Consider the following 16,513-nt stretch of genomic DNA (forward strand, 5'->3'; position numbering starts at 1 on the left):
TGCAGCCTTTTCTCGTGCTTCCAGGAATATCCTTATTTTTTCCGCAGAGCGTCCCGGGATTTTATCCACGCATTTGGCGGTACCCGGTTCCCGAGGTAACATAACGCCATTGCCGACAAAATTTCTCAAGGAGAAGGGTTATCCATGCAAAATATCGTCATTATCGCTAACGGCGCCGCCTACGGCAGCGAATCATTATTTAATAGCCTGCGTCTGGCCATTGCGCTGCGCGAGCAGGAAAGCCATCTCGATTTACGCCTGTTTTTGATGTCAGATGCCGTAACCGCAGGGTTACGCGGTCAAAAACCAGCCGAAGGCTACAATATTCAGCAAATGCTGGAAATTCTGACCGCGCAAAACGTACCGGTAAAATTATGCAAAACCTGTGCGGACGGACGTGGTATCACTCCCCTGCCGCTGATTGACGGTGTGGAAATCGGAACGCTGGTCGAGCTGGCGCAATGGACGCTGGCGGCGGACAAAGTGCTGACATTTTAAATCTGTACGCGGGAAAAGCTCCCGCGTCAGGATAGACTTCCAGCAAGAAAATCAGGCTAACATGCGAGTAATACCGCGTTTATTTTTTCTTATGCCATTTATCATCCTCGCCTTTTTCATAATCGTTTTTAACCGCCGCCCAGGCGACTTTGTGTGCGGTTTCCTCGCGGCTGGCGTCATCACGACGATCGGCTTTATCTTTATATTGCTCCCAGGCGCTATTAAAGGCTTCTTTGTAAATGTCCTGGGCATGGGCTGGAAGAACATTCCGCACATTATCGGGTAAATCACTTTTGGCTTTATACGGCATCAGCGCCTCCGTCTTCAGGGAAAACATTAAGTGTGGTAAACAATGCGTTATTACGCCAGTCGAGGAGGATTTTTGCTTTTTACGGAAATTAACTTTTTGTTATTTAAACACTGTTAAAACAAGATCGTTGTTTTACTGACCTTGAAAGAAAAAAATCGTCTACGCCGTAAAACTACGTAAAAAACCACTAAAAAAATACAAATTTCTGCTATTTTTACCTTCTTTACTCTTTCCAAAATATTAACACCTGCACAAGGGAGACCCTCATGACACATGCCTGTGAGGCGGTGAAAACCCGCCATAAGGAGACTTCGCTTATTTTCCCGGTTCTTGCGCTGGTAGTGCTGTTCCTTTGGGGAAGCAGCCAGTCACTACCAGTGGTTATTGGCATCAATATCCTTGCACTTATTGGTATTTTAAGCAGCGCATTTAGCGTGGTCCGTCATGCCGATGTATTAGCGCATCGACTCGGCGAACCCTATGGATCGCTTATTTTAAGCCTGTCCGTCGTTATTCTTGAGGTGAGTTTAATTTCAGCGCTGATGGCTACCGGCGATGCTGCGCCAACGCTTATGCGCGATACGCTCTACTCTATTATTATGATTGTCACCGGGGGACTGGTCGGTTTCTCGTTGTTGTTGGGCGGGCGTAAATTCGCAACGCAATATATGAATTTATTTGGGATTAAGCAGTATCTTATCGCGCTGTTTCCGCTGGCGATTATTGTGCTGGTTTTTCCAATGGCATTGCCGCAAGCCAATTTCTCTACCGGTCAGGCATTATTGGTCGCGTTAATTTCCGCCGCGATGTACGGCGTATTTTTGTTGATTCAAACCAAAACGCACCAGAGCTTATTTATCTATGAACATGAAGATGAAGGCGATGATGACAATCCACACCACGGTAAACCCTCCGCGCACAGTAGCGGTTGGCATACGGTCTGGTTACTCATTCATTTAATTGCGGTCATTGCCGTTACCAAAATGAATGCCAGCCCGCTGGAGGCGTTGCTGACCAGCATGAACGCCCCGGTCGCCTTTACCGGTTTCCTGGTCGCGCTGTTAATTCTCTCGCCGGAAGGACTGGGTGCGCTGAAGGCGGTACTGAATAATCAGGTTCAGCGGGCAATGAATCTGTTCTTCGGATCGGTGTTGGCGACGATTTCATTAACCGTGCCGGTCGTCACGCTCATCGCCTGGGCGACAGGTAATGATCTGGTATTTGGTTTAGGCGCGCCGGAAATGGTAGTGATGGTGGCCTCGTTAGTGCTGTGCCATATTTCGTTCTCTACCGGACGCACCAACGTGCTAAACGGCGCGGCGCATCTGGCTTTATTTGCCGCCTATCTGATGACGATTTTTGCCTGATATAAAAAAGCCGGATAGTATCTTATCCGGCCTACACAAGCTAAAAACCGCAATCAGTTCTCGGTATCCAGCTCGTCGAAGCTTTTCACCAAATCATCAATCGCTTTTATCTGGGTCAGGAACTGCTCCAGTTTCGCCAGCGGCAGCGCGGAAGGACCGTCGCACTTCGCGTTAGCCGGGTCCGGATGCGACTCCAGGAACAGGCCCGCCAGACCGACAGCCATACCGGCGCGCGCCAGCTCGGTCACCTGACCTCGACGACCACCAGAGGCGGCGCCAAATGGGTCGCGGCATTGCAGCGCGTGGGTGACGTCGAAAATCACTGGCGAGTTGCCGGAGACCTTTTTCATCACGCTAAAGCCCAGCATATCCACCACCAGGTTGTCATAACCGAAGTTCGCGCCGCGATCGCACAGAATCACCTTATCGTTACCACCCTCATGGAACTTATCCACGATATTGCCCATCTGACCCGGGCTTACGAACTGCGGCTTTTTCACGTTAATCACAGCGCCGGTTTTCGCCATCGCTTCCACCAGGTCGGTCTGGCGCGCCAGAAACGCCGGGAGCTGAATCACGTCAACCACATCAGCAACAGGCTGCGCCTGGCTGGCTTCATGGACGTCAGTGATCACTTTTACGCCAAATGTCTGCTTGAGTTCCTGGAAGATTTTCATCCCTTCTTCCAGACCCGGCCCACGGTAAGAGTGAATAGAGGAACGGTTGGCTTTATCAAAAGAGGCCTTGAACACGTAAGGAATACCCAGCTTCTGGGTAACGGTTACGTAGTGCTCACAAATGCGCATTGCCAGATCGCGTGACTCCAGCACGTTCATACCGCCAAACAGCACAAACGGCAGGTCATTTGCCACCTTAATGTCGCCAATGTTAACCACTTTTTGTTTCATAGGATCGCCTTACACTTATAGGTAAAATGTCGGTTAATTAATGTAGAACAATTTGCTTGTGCGCAATGGTGTTGATCTGCGCACGAATCATTTCGCTGATCGGGTCTTCCGGACACTGTTCAACGAAGTAGCTTAAATCAGTCAGCGCAACGTGTTCACACTCAAGCTGCGCGTAGATCAACCCGCGGTCACGGATTTCGTAAGGATCTTCCGGGTTAAATTGCAACAATGCTTCGCTAACGCGCAGCGCCAGCTCCATTTGCCGTTCCTCCATCAGCGAGGATTTCAGCGTATCCAGTAGCTTACGAATCACTTCGGCGTTATCCGCTTCGTCCAAATCTTCATTAAACAACTCGGCGACCGGACTAATATTGCCTTTTAACCAGACTTCCAGAGTATGTTCATCAAGCGTTTCACCGTTGAACGGGTTAATCAGCCACATTTCCCCTTCCAGCGATTCAATACGCAAAATCAACTGCGTTGGGAAGATAACGGGCACCAACGGCAAATCAAGACGGTTTGCTATCCATAATAAAATAGCGCCCAACGATACCGCGCTCCCCTGGCGTTTTTTCAGGACTTTATCGAGCCATAAAGCATCAGAAAGACGGTAGACGCCGCGGGAATCCGTGAACCCCCACTCGCCGTAAAAAAGTGCCAGCAATTTTTCCAGTTGCTCATCCTGAGACAGGAGCTGGCTAATTTCTTCCTGCGCCAGACTGACCAGACGTTCCAGTTCGTCGTAGACAAACTGCGTGGGAAAATCCAGGCGAATCATCTCTGATGCCAGGATCATGCCATCACACAGCGGCGCATTGTTAAATTCGAAATCAGCTAACGACCTCATGACTTACCCCAGTAACGGTATTTTTGTGGTGGCGAGTTTAATGATGATGTACAGCACCACCAGCGCCAGCGGGAAAGCGATAAAACGCGCCTGCTGGCTGCGCGCCTGACGATAATCAAGCGCAATAAAACCCAAAACGATGTAGATGATAACGCCAAACAGTTTTTCAGTCAGCCATGAGCCCGACTCCGTGAATGGCAGGATGTGCGTTTTAACGATTAACCCAATACCGCTAAGCAGTAACAGGGTATCTATGACGGGAGGCACGATTCGTGTCCAGCGCGCGGCGGCCAACGCATGGCCGCAATAGCGCCACCAGTAACGAGCGACAAACAAACTGACGGAGAGCGCAACACAGATAAGATGAAGCGTGAGCAACATTGCAATTGTCATGGCGTAAAACGTCCGCAGGTCACGCGTTCATTACCACCATAATCACGACACGTTTCTACATCCGAGTAACCAGACCGCCTGAAAACCGCTCTTACCGCTTCGCCCTGCTGCCAACCGTGTTCCAGCAGCAGGAAGCCGCCGGGCGTTAACATCTGGCGGGCGTTATCGATAATATGCGTAAGATCCGCCATACCGTTTTCGTCCGCCACCAACGCCGAGCGCGGTTCAAAGCGTACATCGCCTTCGCTAAGGTGCGGGTCCTGCGCGTCAATGTAGGGCGGATTGCTGACAATCATGTCGAACTGCTGCCCCGATAGCGCGCTGAACCAACAACTTTGCAGTATACGCACATTCCGGATAGCCAAATGTTCCGCGTTGCGTATCGCCAGCGCAACCGCATCAGGCATACGATCGACCGCAGTCACCTCGCAATCCGGTCGCTCGCAGGCCAGCGCCAGCGCAATCGCGCCGGTTCCGGTGCCTAAATCCAGAATACGACAGGTTTTTACCGGCAATCGCGCCAACGCCTGTTCAACCAGACATTCGGTATCCGGGCGCGGGATTAGCGTGGCGGGAGAAACGAAGAGCGGCAGCGACCAGAATTCGCGTAAGCCCGTCAGGTACGCAATAGGTTCGCCCTGTTTACGCCGCTGCAGCAGGTCCGCGAGCTGTTGTTGCTGGACGTCGGTAAGCGGCGTTTCGCCAAAGGCCATGATATACGTCCGCCCCTTGCCCGTAACGTACTCTAGCAGGATCTCGGCGTCGCGCCGGGGGCTGTCGCTGTCCCGGAGCTGGTTTACCGCCTCATGCAGCCAGTGCTGAAAATCCATTATTCCTGCTCGGATAAGGCGGCTAACAGGTCAGCCTGGTGTTCCTGAACAATCGGCTCAATCAGCATATCCAGCTTACCTTCCATCGTTTCATCAAGGCGATATAACGTCAGATTAATACGATGATCGGTCACGCGCCCCTGCGGGAAATTATAGGTCCGGTTACGATCGCTGCGATCGCCGCTGCCAAGCAGGTTGCGGCGCGTTGACGCCTCGGCCTGCTGGCGTTTTGCCGTTTCGGCGGCGTGAATGCGCGCCCCGAGCACCGAAAGCGCTTTCGCTTTGTTTTTATGCTGCGAACGCTCGTCCTGGCATTCCACCACGATGCCGGTCGGCAAGTGGGTAATACGGATAGCGGAGTCGGTGGTGTTAACGTGCTGACCGCCCGCGCCGGAAGAACGAAACGTATCAATGCGCAGATCCGCCGGGTTAATATCCGGCAGCTCGGCTTCCGGCAGCTCCGGCATCACGGCGACGGTACAGGCGGAGGTATGGATACGCCCCTGCGACTCGGTCGCCGGAACACGCTGTACGCGGTGTCCGCCGGACTCAAATTTCAGTCGGCCATACACGCCGTCGCCGCTGATTTTGGCGATGATCTCTTTATAACCGCCATGCTCGCCTTCGCTCATGCTCATGATCTCCACGCGCCAGCGGCGCGCTTCGGCATAACGGCTGTACATGCGGAACAGATCGCCGGCAAACAGCGCGGCTTCGTCGCCGCCTGTGCCGGCGCGAACCTCAAGGAACGCGTTTCGTTCATCGTCCGGATCTTTCGGCAGCAGCAGTACCTGTAACTGTTGCTCCAGTTGTTCGCTTTTTTCTTTCGCTTCGCGCAGTTCTTCCTGCGCCATTTCCCGCATTTCAGGATCGTCGAGCATCATCTGAGCCGTCTCGATATCGTCCTGAACCTGTTGCCAGTCCGTAAAACAGCGAGAAACGTCGCTTAATTGCGCATATTCGCGCGACAATGCGCGAAAGCGGTCCTGGTCGGCGATAATTCCCGCATCGCCCAGCAACGCCTGAACTTCCTCATGGCGTTCGTGCAGGGCTTCCAGTTTGGCAACGATAGAAGGCTTCATAGGCGTAAATTCACCCTGTAAAAAAGTGTGGTGTGTGCTGCTACTCCAGCCCGAGGCTGTCGCGCAGAATATTCAGGCGTTCGTCATCCCCGTCACGGGCAGCCTGTTGAAGTGATTTCGTTGGCGCATGAATCAGGCGGTTGGTCAGTTTCCATGCCAGATCCTGCAAGATGGCTTGCGCATCGCCGCCCTGTTGAAGGGCCGACAGCGCTTTGGTAGTCAGTTCGTCACGAATCTGCTCCGACTGACTACGGTATTCCCGAATGGTCTCGCTAGCCCCCTGGGCGCGTAGCCAGGCCATAAACTCGCTGGCTTCCTGCTCAACAATCGTTTCCGCTTCTACCGCCGCAGCCTGACGCTGCGCCAGATTATGCGAAATGATGCTCTGTAAATCATCGACGCTATAAAGATAAGCGTTCGCCAGTTTGCCGACTTCCGGCTCAACGTCGCGCGGTACGGCGATATCCACCAGCAGCATCGGCTGGTTGCGACGGCTTTTTAATGCGCGCTCCACCATGCCTTTACCGATAATCGGCAGCGGGCTGGCGGTCGAACTGATGATAATATCGGCATCCTGCAAGCGGGCGTCGATATCGCTGAGCGAGATAACCTCAGCGCCAACCTCATCCGCCAGGGCTTGCGCGCGCTCGCGGGTTCGGTTGGCGATAATCATCTTTTGTACTTTATGCTCGCGCAGGTGACGCGCCACCAGTTCAATAGTTTCGCCCGCGCCAACTAACAGTACAGTGACCGTCGAGAGCGATTCGAAGATTTGGCGGGCGAGCGTACAGGCGGCAAACGCGACGGAGACGGCGCTGGCGCCGATATCGGTTTCAGTCCGCACTCGCTTGGCGACGGAAAACGACTTCTGAAACATTCGCTCCAGCGCGCTGGCGTTAAGGTGGCCTTTTTGCGAATCCGCAAACGCTTTTTTCACCTGACCGAGGATTTGCGGTTCGCCCAGCACCAGTGAATCCAGACCGCTGGCGACGCGCATCAGGTGGCTGACGGCGTCATTGTCCTGATGCCAGTACAGACTGTTGCGCAGATCGTCCTCATTCAGGTTATGGTAATCGCATAACCAGCGGATCAGCGCTTCTTGCAGGTTATCCTGCTCTTCCACGCTCAAATACAGTTCTGTACGGTTACAGGTTGACAGCACGACCCCGCCCTGCACCATTGGCTGCGCAAGCAGGCTGTCCAGCGCCTGATCAAGCGTGTCCGGCGAAAACGTTACGCGTTCTCGCAGCGATACAGGTGCCGTTTTATGGTTAATACCGAGCGCTAAAAGGGTCATGTCTGCGGGAGTAGTACCAGCGTTGATATGGTTAGTCTGCTTGCATCATACAGGATGCGCGTGGTCAATAAAAGAGAGAGCCCCCTTTTGGAGTAATTGGCAGTGCTCGCTAATTTGATGATTTAAGACAACTTGAAAGTAGACGATGTCACCAGGCGGCGCTAGCATTAAAGGCTATAACTGTAACCGATAGCAAAAATTTGCCGAATCGCGGCGCGAACGTTTTTACAGCCTGCAGGTTCAGTTTTCAGGCCTGATAAGCGTAACGCCATCAGGCAATTATTGCACCGTATCACAAGGATTCGTCATCACTATGACCCTGCCCGATTTTCGCCTGATTCGTCTACTGCCGTTAGCAAGCCTGGTTCTCACCGCCTGTACGCTTCCTGGGCATAAAGGCCCGGGCAAGAGCCCGGATTCCCCTCAGTGGCGCCAGCATCAGCAAGAGGTGCGTCATCTGAATCAATACCAGACGCGCGGCGCCTTTGCTTACATCTCAGATGATCAGAAAGTCTATGCGCGCTTCTTCTGGCAACAGACCGGACAGGATCGCTACCGTCTGCTGCTTACCAACCCATTGGGCAGCACCGAGCTGGAGCTTAACGCCCAGCCGGGCAACGTCCAGTTGGTGGATAACAAAGGCCAGCGTTATACCGCCGATGACGCCGAAGAGATGATCGGCAAACTCACCGGGATGCCGATTCCGTTAAACAGCCTGCGGCAGTGGATCCTTGGTCTGCCTGGCGATGCCACCGACTACAAACTGGACGACCAGTATCGCCTGAGCGAAGTGAACTATCGCCAGGATGGTAAAAACTGGAAAGTGGTTTACGGTGGCTATGACAGCAAAACGCAGCCTGCCATGCCTGCCAATATGGAGCTTTCAGACGGCAGTCAGCGCATTAAGCTGAAAATGGATAACTGGATTGTGAAATGATGACCCATTGGCCTTCTCCGGCAAAATTAAACCTGTTTTTATATATCACCGGACAGCGTGCAGACGGCTACCACACGCTGCAGACGCTGTTTCAGTTTCTGGATTATGGCGACACACTCCACATCGAACCGCGTCACGATGGCGAAATCCATTTATTAACGCCGGTTACCGGCGTTGAAAATGAAGACAATCTGATCGTCCGCGCCGCGCGGCTGTTGATGAAAGTCGCCTCGGAGAGTGGACGCCTGCCCGCCGGAAGCGGTGCGGATATCAGCATTGAGAAGCGCCTTCCCATGGGCGGCGGTCTGGGTGGCGGCTCGTCTAACGCCGCGACCGTTCTGGTGGCGCTCAATCATCTTTGGCAATGCGGGCTTTCCATTGATGAACTGGCGACGCTCGGCCTGACGCTCGGCGCCGACGTCCCGGTCTTTGTTCGTGGCCACGCCGCGTTTGCCGAAGGCGTAGGCGAAATATTAACGCCGGTGAATCCGCCGGAAAAATGGTATCTGGTCGCGCACCCTGGCGTAAGCATTCCGACGCCGGTTATCTTTAAAGATCCCCAATTGCCGCGTAATACGCCAAAAAGGTCAATAGATACGTTACTAAAATGTGAATTCAGCAATGATTGCGAGGTTATCGCAAGAAAACGTTTTCGCGAGGTTGATGCGGCGCTTTCCTGGCTGTTAGAATACGCGCCGTCGCGCCTGACTGGGACAGGGGCCTGTGTCTTTGCTGAATTCGATACAGAGTCTTGTGCTCGCCAGGTGCTTGAGCAAGCCCCGGAATGGCTCAATGCTTTTGTGGCGAAGGGTGTCAACCTCTCCCCATTGCATCGAGAGTTACTCTAACGCATTCGGGTTTCAGGAAGATGGCGAAATGACGAATCGCCGGTCATATATGCCGTATTTGACCGGTGTGAGGCATCGATACCAGCGCACATGAAACGTGAATGAAGACGAGTAAGCCGGGCAAGCTGAGCTTCGGTGACAACGTCACCTTGTTCCAGACGTTGCATCGCGCTCTTTAATACACCGCCTGGATAGGATTTTGCCTGGCCCGCACAGTTTTCGGCAGATTCTTTCCACCAATGGACGCATGCCTGAGGTTCTTCTCGTGCCTGATATGAAGCTTTTTGCTGGTAACGCCACCCCGGAACTAGCACAACGTATTGCCAACCGCCTGTACACTTCTCTCGGCGACGCCGCCGTAGGTCGCTTTAGCGACGGCGAAGTCAGCGTACAAATCAACGAAAATGTACGCGGTGGTGATATTTTCATCATCCAGTCCACTTGTGCCCCAACCAACGACAACCTGATGGAATTGGTCGTTATGGTTGATGCCCTGCGTCGTGCTTCCGCAGGTCGTATCACCGCCGTTATCCCCTACTTTGGCTATGCACGTCAGGACCGTCGCGTACGTTCCGCCCGTGTGCCGATTACCGCAAAAGTTGTCGCTGACTTCCTGTCCAGCGTCGGCGTTGACCGCGTTCTCACCGTAGATCTGCATGCTGAACAGATCCAGGGCTTCTTTGACGTTCCGGTTGATAACGTGTTCGGTAGCCCAATCCTGCTCGAAGATATGCTGCAACTGAATCTGGATAACCCGATCGTGGTTTCTCCGGATATTGGCGGCGTGGTTCGTGCCCGCGCTATCGCTAAGCTGCTGAACGATACCGATATGGCTATCATTGATAAACGTCGTCCGCGCGCGAACGTTTCTCAGGTGATGCACATCATCGGCGACGTCGCTGGCCGTGACTGCGTGCTGGTTGATGATATGATCGATACCGGCGGTACTCTGTGCAAAGCAGCAGAAGCATTGAAAGAACGTGGCGCTAAACGCGTGTTTGCCTACGCGACGCACCCGATCTTCTCAGGCAATGCGGCAAACAACCTGCGCAACTCCGTCATTGATGAAGTCGTTGTCTGCGACACCATTCCGCTGACCGACGAAATCAAAGCGCTGCCGAACGTGCGTACTTTGACCCTGTCAGGTATGCTGGCCGAAGCGATTCGCCGTATCAGCAACGAAGAATCGATTTCCGCCATGTTCGAGCATTGATCGAACCCGGTTCTGAAACCCGCTGCGGCGGGTTTTTTTGTCTGTAACACCCTTTTGTATGACTTATGCCTCCTTCACCTGCCATTTAGTTGACAGATGATGCGCTCATGGATGAAACATTATTGTGAACAAATTATTTTCCTCACATGTGATGCCTTTCCGCGCTCTCATCGATGCTTGCTGGAAAGAAAAATATACCGCCTCCCGGTTCACCCGTGATGTGATAGCCGGGATCACCGTCGGGATTATTGCTATCCCGCTGGCGATGGCGCTGGCAATTGGCAGTGGCGTTGCGCCGCAGTATGGCCTCTATACCTCCGCTGTCGCCGGGATCGTGATCGCGCTAACCGGCGGCTCGCGCTTTAGCGTTTCCGGCCCTACCGCCGCGTTTGTGGTGATTTTGTATCCGGTATCGCAACAGTTTGGTCTGGCGGGCCTACTGGTCGCCACGCTGATGTCGGGCTTCTTCCTGATCCTTTTCGGCCTGGCGAGACTGGGGCGATTGATTGAATATATCCCGGTGTCGGTCACGTTGGGTTTTACCTCAGGGATTGGTATTACCATCGGTACCATGCAGATTAAAGATTTTCTTGGTCTGCAGATGGCCCATGTGCCAGAGCACTATTTGCAGAAAGTCGGCGCGCTGTTTATGGCGTTGCCCACCGTCAATATTGGCGATGCCGCCATTGGCGTAGTAACGCTGGGAACGTTGATTTTCTGGCCGCGTCTCGGTATTCGTCTGCCAGGACATCTTCCCGCGCTGCTGGCTGGTTGCGCCGTGATGGGGATCGTTAATCTGCTGGGCGGCAATGTGGCGACTATCGGCTCACAGTTCCATTATGTTCTGGCTGACGGCACTCAGGGCAACGGCATCCCGCAGCTCCTGCCGCAACTGATGCTGCCGTGGAGTCTTCCTGGCTCCGATTTCACGCTAAGCTGGGATTCACTGCGCGCGCTGCTGCCAGCGGCCTTCTCGATGGCAATGCTGGGGGCAATCGAATCATTGCTCTGCGCCGTCGTGCTGGACGGCATGACCGGCACCAAACATAAAGCTAACAGCGAACTTATCGGCCAGGGACTGGGGAATATGGTCGCGCCGTTCTTTGGCGGCATCACCGCCACCGCCGCGATTGCCCGCTCTGCCGCCAACGTCCGCGCTGGCGCGACCTCTCCCATCTCGGCGGTAATTCACGCTATCCTGGTCATTCTGGCGCTACTGGTCTTGGCCCCGCTACTCTCCTGGCTGCCGCTTTCCGCGATGGCGGCGCTACTGCTGATAGTGGCATGGAATATGAGTGAAGCCCATAAAGTGGTAGATCTGTTACGCCATGCGCCGAAAGACGACATCATCGTTATGCTGCTGTGCATGTCATTAACGGTTCTGTTTGATATGGTCATCGCCATCAGCGTGGGGATTGTCCTTGCTTCCCTGCTGTTTATGCGCCGTATTGCGCGAATGACTCGACTTGCGCCGGTCAATGTCGATGTGCCTGATGATGTGCTGGTGCTGCGTGTTATCGGTCCGCTCTTTTTCGCCGCGGCGGAAGGGCTGTTTACTGACCTTGAGTCACGTATTAAGGGCAAACGTATCGTCGTTCTGAAATGGGACGCAGTACCAGTGCTGGATGCAGGCGGGCTTGATGCTTTTCAGCGTTTTGTGAAGCGTCTGCCGGAGGGTTGCGAATTGCGTATCAGTAATCTGGAGTTCCAACCGCTGCGCACAATGGCGCGTGCCGGTATCAAACCTATTCCTGGGCGTCTGACCTTCTTCCCGAACAGGACGGAGGCGTTAGCGGATTTACTCAGTTAATGGACAATGCCCGGTGGCGATAACGCTTACCGGGCCTGAACCGGTTAGCTATGACGACGATTGTCGCTACGGCGGCAACGTTTGTCATAGTGACGTACCCACCAATATTTGTCGCTCACCTGCTCATGCCCCCCTACACGAGCCCCCGCCAGCCAAAGAACTGCACCGACAAAAATGCTCAGTATTGCGCCATGCGCAAAAAATTGCGGCAAATTAAACTGCGGCAGTTGGTTTAAAATAGAGTAACCCACGCCGACAACCATCACGACCAGCCCCAACCCCATCAGCACGTTACCGAATAACGAAGCGTTTTTGCGTTTCATATGTCACCTCCGGAACTTTTGGGTTGTTTTTAGGAAATCCCCCTAAACTTTATGTGTAAAGTATAGACAACACTTCCATTTGTAAGTGCGGCTGTGATCACAAATGTAAAGTTTCATTTAACAAAACTTTACAAATAACACACTGAACAGTTTACATTTTTAATAATCAATGCTGGAAATTATTTAATTTACTTCAGAGTGCCGCTGTGTTTTGTCAAGCGGGCAGACAGACAGTAAACTACGCGCCAGTTATGGATCTACTCAGGACAAAAAACGTGGCAATTAAATTGATTGTTGGTCTGGCGAATCCCGGTGCGGAATATGCCGCGACGCGACACAATGCAGGCGCATGGTACGTCGATTTACTGGCGGAGCGCCTGCGCGCGCCGTTGCGTGAAGAGCCTAAATTCTTTGGCTATACCTCACGCATCACGCTGGAAGGGGAAGATGTTCGCCTGCTGGTACCCACCACGTTCATGAACCTCAGTGGTAAAGCAGTTGGTGCAATGGCCAGTTTTTACCGTATTCAGCCGGACGAAATTTTGGTCGCTCACGACGAGCTGGATCTCCCTCCGGGCGTGGCGAAATTTAAACTTGGCGGCGGCCACGGCGGCCACAATGGTCTGAAAGACATCATCAGCAAGCTGGGCAATAATCCCAACTTTCACCGCTTACGCGTTGGAATTGGTCATCCAGGCGATAAAAATAAAGTTGTTGGTTTCGTGCTGGGTAAACCCCCTGTTTCTGAACAAAAATTAATTGATGAGGCCATTGACGAAGCGGCGCGCTGTACGGAATTGTGGTTCAAAGAGGGTCTGGCCAAAGCAACAAGCCGTTTGCATACCTTTAAGGCGCAATAACCAGTGATGTGCGGCATTTTTGCCGCACGCCGTGTATAATAGGCGAAGTTATTTCCATTTCTGCAATCTGTTTTCTATAACAGGTTGATTATTAAGATATTAAGGTGAGTTAAATCATGGGATTCAAATGCGGTATCGTCGGTCTGCCCAACGTCGGGAAATCCACCCTGTTCAACGCGCTGACAAAAGCCGGTATTGAAGCGGCAAACTTTCCGTTCTGCACTATCGAACCGAATACCGGTGTCGTGCCGATGCCCGATCCGCGTCTGGACCAGTTGGCTGAGATTGTTAAACCGCAACGCATTCTACCAACCACGATGGAGTTCGTGGATATCGCCGGTCTGGTAAAAGGCGCGTCCAAAGGCGAAGGGTTGGGCAACCAGTTCCTGACCAATATCCGTGAAACCGAAGCTATCGGTCACGTGGTTCGCTGCTTTGAGAACGACAATATCATCCACGTGGCGGGTAAAGTAAATCCGGCAGAAGATATTGATGTTATCAATACCGAACTGGCGCTGGCTGACCTCGATACCTGCGAGCGCGCGATCCATCGCGTACAGAAGAAAGCCAAAGGCGGCGATAAAGACGCCAAAGCGGAACTGGCCGCGCTGGAAAAATGCCTGCCGCACCTGGCCGAAGCGGGGATGCTGCGTTCGCTGGACCTAACGGACGAAGATAAAGCGGCTATCCGTTATTTAAGCTTCCTGACGCTGAAGCCGACAATGTATATCGCTAACGTCAATGAAGACGGTTTTGAAAATAACCCGTATCTGGACCAGGTTCGCGAAATCGCCGCGAAAGAAGGTTCGGTCGTGGTTCCGGTGTGTGCCGCCGTCGAAGCTGATATTGCTGAGCTGGATGATGACGAGCGCGACGAATTTATGGCTGAACTGGGTCTGGAAGAGCCGGGGCTGAACCGCGTTATTCGCGCAGGTTATCGCCTGCTGAACCTCCAGACCTACTTTACCGCCGGGGTGAAAGAAGTTCGCGCATGGACCATTCCGGTTGGCGCAACCGCGCCGCAGGCAGCAGGTAAAATCCATACCGACTTCGAAAAAGGCTTTATCCGCGCCCAAACTATCGCCTTTGACGACTTTATTACGTATAAAGGTGAACAAGGCGCGAAAGAAGCCGGTAAGATGCGAGCGGAAGGCAAAGATTACATCGTTAAAGATGGCGATATAATGAACTTCCTGTTCAACGTCTAATTAGTTTCTGTTGCCTCATGAGGTTTCGCTGAATCTCATGACAGCGGTAAAACCCTATAAAATCCACGCCATTGCGTGGATTTTATCTTTTATAGTATCTCAGATGAGAGCGTAGAAACGCGACTAAAACTGAGCATTCCAGTGAGTACAATAAGCAGCTATTTTCACACATGATAAGTCCGCCCACTCAAATTAGCTGAGCATCCAGAAGCTCACTACAGTTAACGTTTTCAAAATGGCAGTGAATTGTCTGAATGACTGGTTCCAGAACAGATAGACTCGCCACCAACGACTACATAATTTAGGGAATAATGTTCACGAATTGTATATTTACACCAAAATGATACGATATTTTCTATCAATGGAATATCTATGAGGTGAATTTTTACCACCATTATCACCCATATTATAAATATTAGGAACTTCAGTATCGGTAGATTTCTAAAAGCGCCTTCTAACAGGCTTCAAAACGGTGTCCGCCCCTGCATTCTTTAGGTCCCCGAAGAATTTACTGTCCGTTGAAAGGGAAACTTCATTCGATTTTCGCATATCAGCATTGGTAAATATTAAAATTTGGTCACGAATTTAACAACCAACCATAATAGCTATCACAGCGTTGCGAAACCATAAAGTACTTTAAAGATATCATTTATAACTATCCAGATTGATATTATTCATCAATTTTATGCAAGCTGAGAATAGATTAATTCAAGCAATCTAATCACCACTGAGTGCGGATTAACGATAATTATATTGATTATTATCAAGCTACAGTAATATCCTGTGGTAAACTTCATATGTTCATTATAATATATCATAAAAGAACATTTAATTTTTCAGATAAATTTTATTACAAGGTTTAAACATCTAAGCTTAAGGAGCACATATGCCAAGAGGACTAATCTCAGGCCGAGACTATTCGGAATGCGATATCTTTGACCATACTTTATATCCAAGAATGAAGGAGGAACCTCTTCTTAATGAAGATGACTGTATTGTTGTCCCTGTAAGAAATGAGATTACTCCCCATTTCAGAAGAGTAGGAAATCCATCTTTCGGCAAAAGGTTAGGTAGAGCCGAAGATAATCCAACTCACGATAATTGCGTAAATTATTTATATGATGAGTTAAATAATAAAAATATTGAAGCTGTTAAGTTCTCTACATATGTTTTTGCAGAGAATCGAACATATGAAGAGCAAGTAATTTTTAGTCCGCTGAAAGATAGTGATTTTGGGTGGTATAAAGAAAAGGACGCACGTATTGCATTTCATGAGGATTCTTATATTCAACCCGATATTGGAGGAAGGGATAGAAACAAATTTTTCCCCCGCTCAGCCTATCCAAACATTATCATTGAAGTAATTCGTACTCACTACCCAGAAAGGGATACCTTTCAGAAACTCCTTGAGCTTTCAAAAACAAATCACCACGTTTATTTTTATTTTATAGATGAAGGAAACAAAAAATCAAAACTAAATAGTCTTTCTATTAAAAATGGTATATTGACATTAAGAGTATCTCACTATCTAATTGGTGGTCAACTCTATAAGAATGGTAATTGCTATGCACCAAAAGGTGAAGATGAATCTTTCGAGCACTGGTATCAATATCTTGAAAATAGTTATTTTACAAATGCTATGGAAAGAGCTTAACAAGTTCAGACAGCATTTTATGATGCATAAAAGAGTATGAAAAGTGCCTGTTATCAGAGGTTACTAGTAATTCTCTGTAACTGCCTGCTTTCTTGAAGGTGATCGTCAGACGGTCACCAAACTCCGAT

At 51.2% G+C, this 16,513-nt stretch carries 17 protein-coding genes; 9 read left to right on the top strand and 8 right to left on the bottom strand.

Going from position 1 to position 16,513, the window contains the following annotated elements:
• The first annotated feature begins 144 nt into the window (after positions 1-144).
• On the top strand, positions 145-498 hold the full coding sequence (locus ACLJR2_RS08255) for a DsrE/DsrF/TusD sulfur relay family protein (protein WP_001179794.1): 354 nt from the start codon (positions 145-147) through the stop codon (positions 496-498).
• Positions 499-577: 79 nt separating this feature from the next.
• Here the strand turns inward: ACLJR2_RS08255 and chaB are convergent, their stop codons facing one another.
• Positions 578-808: a putative cation transport regulator ChaB gene (gene chaB, locus ACLJR2_RS08260; RefSeq protein WP_001146392.1), complete on the bottom strand. Its 231-nt coding sequence runs from the start codon at positions 806-808 to the stop codon at positions 578-580.
• 266 nt (positions 809-1,074) lie between these two features.
• On the opposite strand from chaB, the gene chaA reads away from it, so the two are divergent.
• A complete protein-coding gene (gene chaA, locus ACLJR2_RS08265; RefSeq protein WP_000148418.1) occupies positions 1,075-2,175 on the top strand; it encodes a sodium-potassium/proton antiporter ChaA in 1,101 nt (366 codons plus the stop codon).
• Positions 2,176-2,228: 53 nt separating this feature from the next.
• Here chaA and kdsA read toward each other — a convergent pair whose 3' ends face one another.
• Genes kdsA through hemA form a run of 6 tightly spaced genes read right to left on the bottom strand, consistent with a single transcriptional unit; the run spans position 2,229 to position 7,532 of the window.
• Complete coding sequence (gene kdsA, locus ACLJR2_RS08270) at positions 2,229-3,083, bottom strand: 3-deoxy-8-phosphooctulonate synthase (RefSeq protein WP_000811046.1); 855 nt, start codon at positions 3,081-3,083, stop codon at positions 2,229-2,231.
• A gap of 37 nt (positions 3,084-3,120) precedes the next feature.
• Entirely contained in the window at positions 3,121-3,930 is an 810-nt protein-coding gene (sirB1, locus tag ACLJR2_RS08275; protein ID WP_001257065.1) for an invasion regulator SirB1, read from the bottom strand.
• A gap of 3 nt (positions 3,931-3,933) precedes the next feature.
• A complete protein-coding gene (gene sirB2, locus ACLJR2_RS08280) occupies positions 3,934-4,323 on the bottom strand; it encodes an invasion regulator SirB2 (protein WP_000150667.1) in 390 nt (129 codons plus the stop codon).
• Positions 4,320-5,153: a peptide chain release factor N(5)-glutamine methyltransferase gene (gene prmC / locus ACLJR2_RS08285; RefSeq protein ID WP_000347310.1), complete on the bottom strand. Its 834-nt coding sequence runs from the start codon at positions 5,151-5,153 to the stop codon at positions 4,320-4,322. Before prmC ends, sirB2 begins: the two co-directional genes overlap by 4 nt.
• Entirely contained in the window at positions 5,153-6,235 is a 1,083-nt protein-coding gene (gene prfA, locus ACLJR2_RS08290; RefSeq protein ID WP_000804703.1) for a peptide chain release factor 1, read from the bottom strand. The genes prmC and prfA overlap by 1 nt, the downstream gene beginning before the upstream one ends.
• A 40-nt stretch (positions 6,236-6,275) precedes the next feature.
• Positions 6,276-7,532 carry a glutamyl-tRNA reductase gene (hemA, locus tag ACLJR2_RS08295; protein WP_000173208.1) on the bottom strand — a complete coding sequence of 419 codons (1,257 nt, stop codon included), beginning with the start codon at positions 7,530-7,532 and terminating at the stop codon, positions 6,276-6,278.
• 313 nt (positions 7,533-7,845) lie between these two features.
• Here hemA and lolB point away from each other — a divergent pair, with 313 nt between their 5' ends.
• From lolB to dauA, 4 genes are all read left to right on the top strand, one after another.
• Positions 7,846-8,469 (top strand): lipoprotein insertase outer membrane protein LolB, encoded by a 624-nt coding sequence (gene lolB / locus ACLJR2_RS08300; RefSeq protein WP_000174484.1) that lies wholly within the window; start codon positions 7,846-7,848, stop codon positions 8,467-8,469.
• Positions 8,466-9,317: a 4-(cytidine 5'-diphospho)-2-C-methyl-D-erythritol kinase gene (ispE, locus tag ACLJR2_RS08305; protein WP_000988253.1), complete on the top strand. Its 852-nt coding sequence runs from the start codon at positions 8,466-8,468 to the stop codon at positions 9,315-9,317. The genes lolB and ispE overlap by 4 nt, the downstream gene beginning before the upstream one ends.
• Positions 9,318-9,582: 265 nt before the next feature.
• Positions 9,583-10,530, top strand: a complete 948-nt coding sequence (gene prs, locus ACLJR2_RS08310; protein WP_001518537.1) for a ribose-phosphate diphosphokinase — start codon at positions 9,583-9,585, stop codon at positions 10,528-10,530.
• A gap of 124 nt (positions 10,531-10,654) precedes the next feature.
• Entirely contained in the window at positions 10,655-12,340 is a 1,686-nt protein-coding gene (gene dauA / locus ACLJR2_RS08315) for a C4-dicarboxylic acid transporter DauA (protein ID WP_001037180.1), read from the top strand.
• Positions 12,341-12,384: 44 nt separating this feature from the next.
• Here dauA and ychH read toward each other — a convergent pair whose 3' ends face one another.
• Positions 12,385-12,663: a stress-induced protein YchH gene (gene ychH, locus ACLJR2_RS08320; protein ID WP_000823879.1), complete on the bottom strand. Its 279-nt coding sequence runs from the start codon at positions 12,661-12,663 to the stop codon at positions 12,385-12,387.
• A 275-nt stretch (positions 12,664-12,938) separates the two neighbouring features.
• Here ychH and pth point away from each other — a divergent pair, with 275 nt between their 5' ends.
• The 3 genes from pth (at position 12,939) to ACLJR2_RS08335 (ending at position 16,385) form a co-directional block, all read left to right on the top strand.
• Positions 12,939-13,523, top strand: a complete 585-nt coding sequence (gene pth, locus ACLJR2_RS08325; RefSeq protein ID WP_000985595.1) for an aminoacyl-tRNA hydrolase — start codon at positions 12,939-12,941, stop codon at positions 13,521-13,523.
• A 116-nt stretch (positions 13,524-13,639) separates the two neighbouring features.
• Complete coding sequence (ychF, locus tag ACLJR2_RS08330; RefSeq protein WP_000505850.1) at positions 13,640-14,731, top strand: redox-regulated ATPase YchF; 1,092 nt, start codon at positions 13,640-13,642, stop codon at positions 14,729-14,731.
• A gap of 886 nt (positions 14,732-15,617) precedes the next feature.
• Positions 15,618-16,385: a hypothetical protein gene (locus ACLJR2_RS08335; RefSeq protein WP_001137289.1), complete on the top strand. Its 768-nt coding sequence runs from the start codon at positions 15,618-15,620 to the stop codon at positions 16,383-16,385.
• The last annotated feature ends 128 nt before the right edge of the window (positions 16,386-16,513 follow it).

It is taken from the genome of Salmonella sp. SAL03688, assembly GCF_046551895.1.
Lineage (GTDB): Bacteria > Pseudomonadota > Gammaproteobacteria > Enterobacterales > Enterobacteriaceae > Salmonella > Salmonella enterica.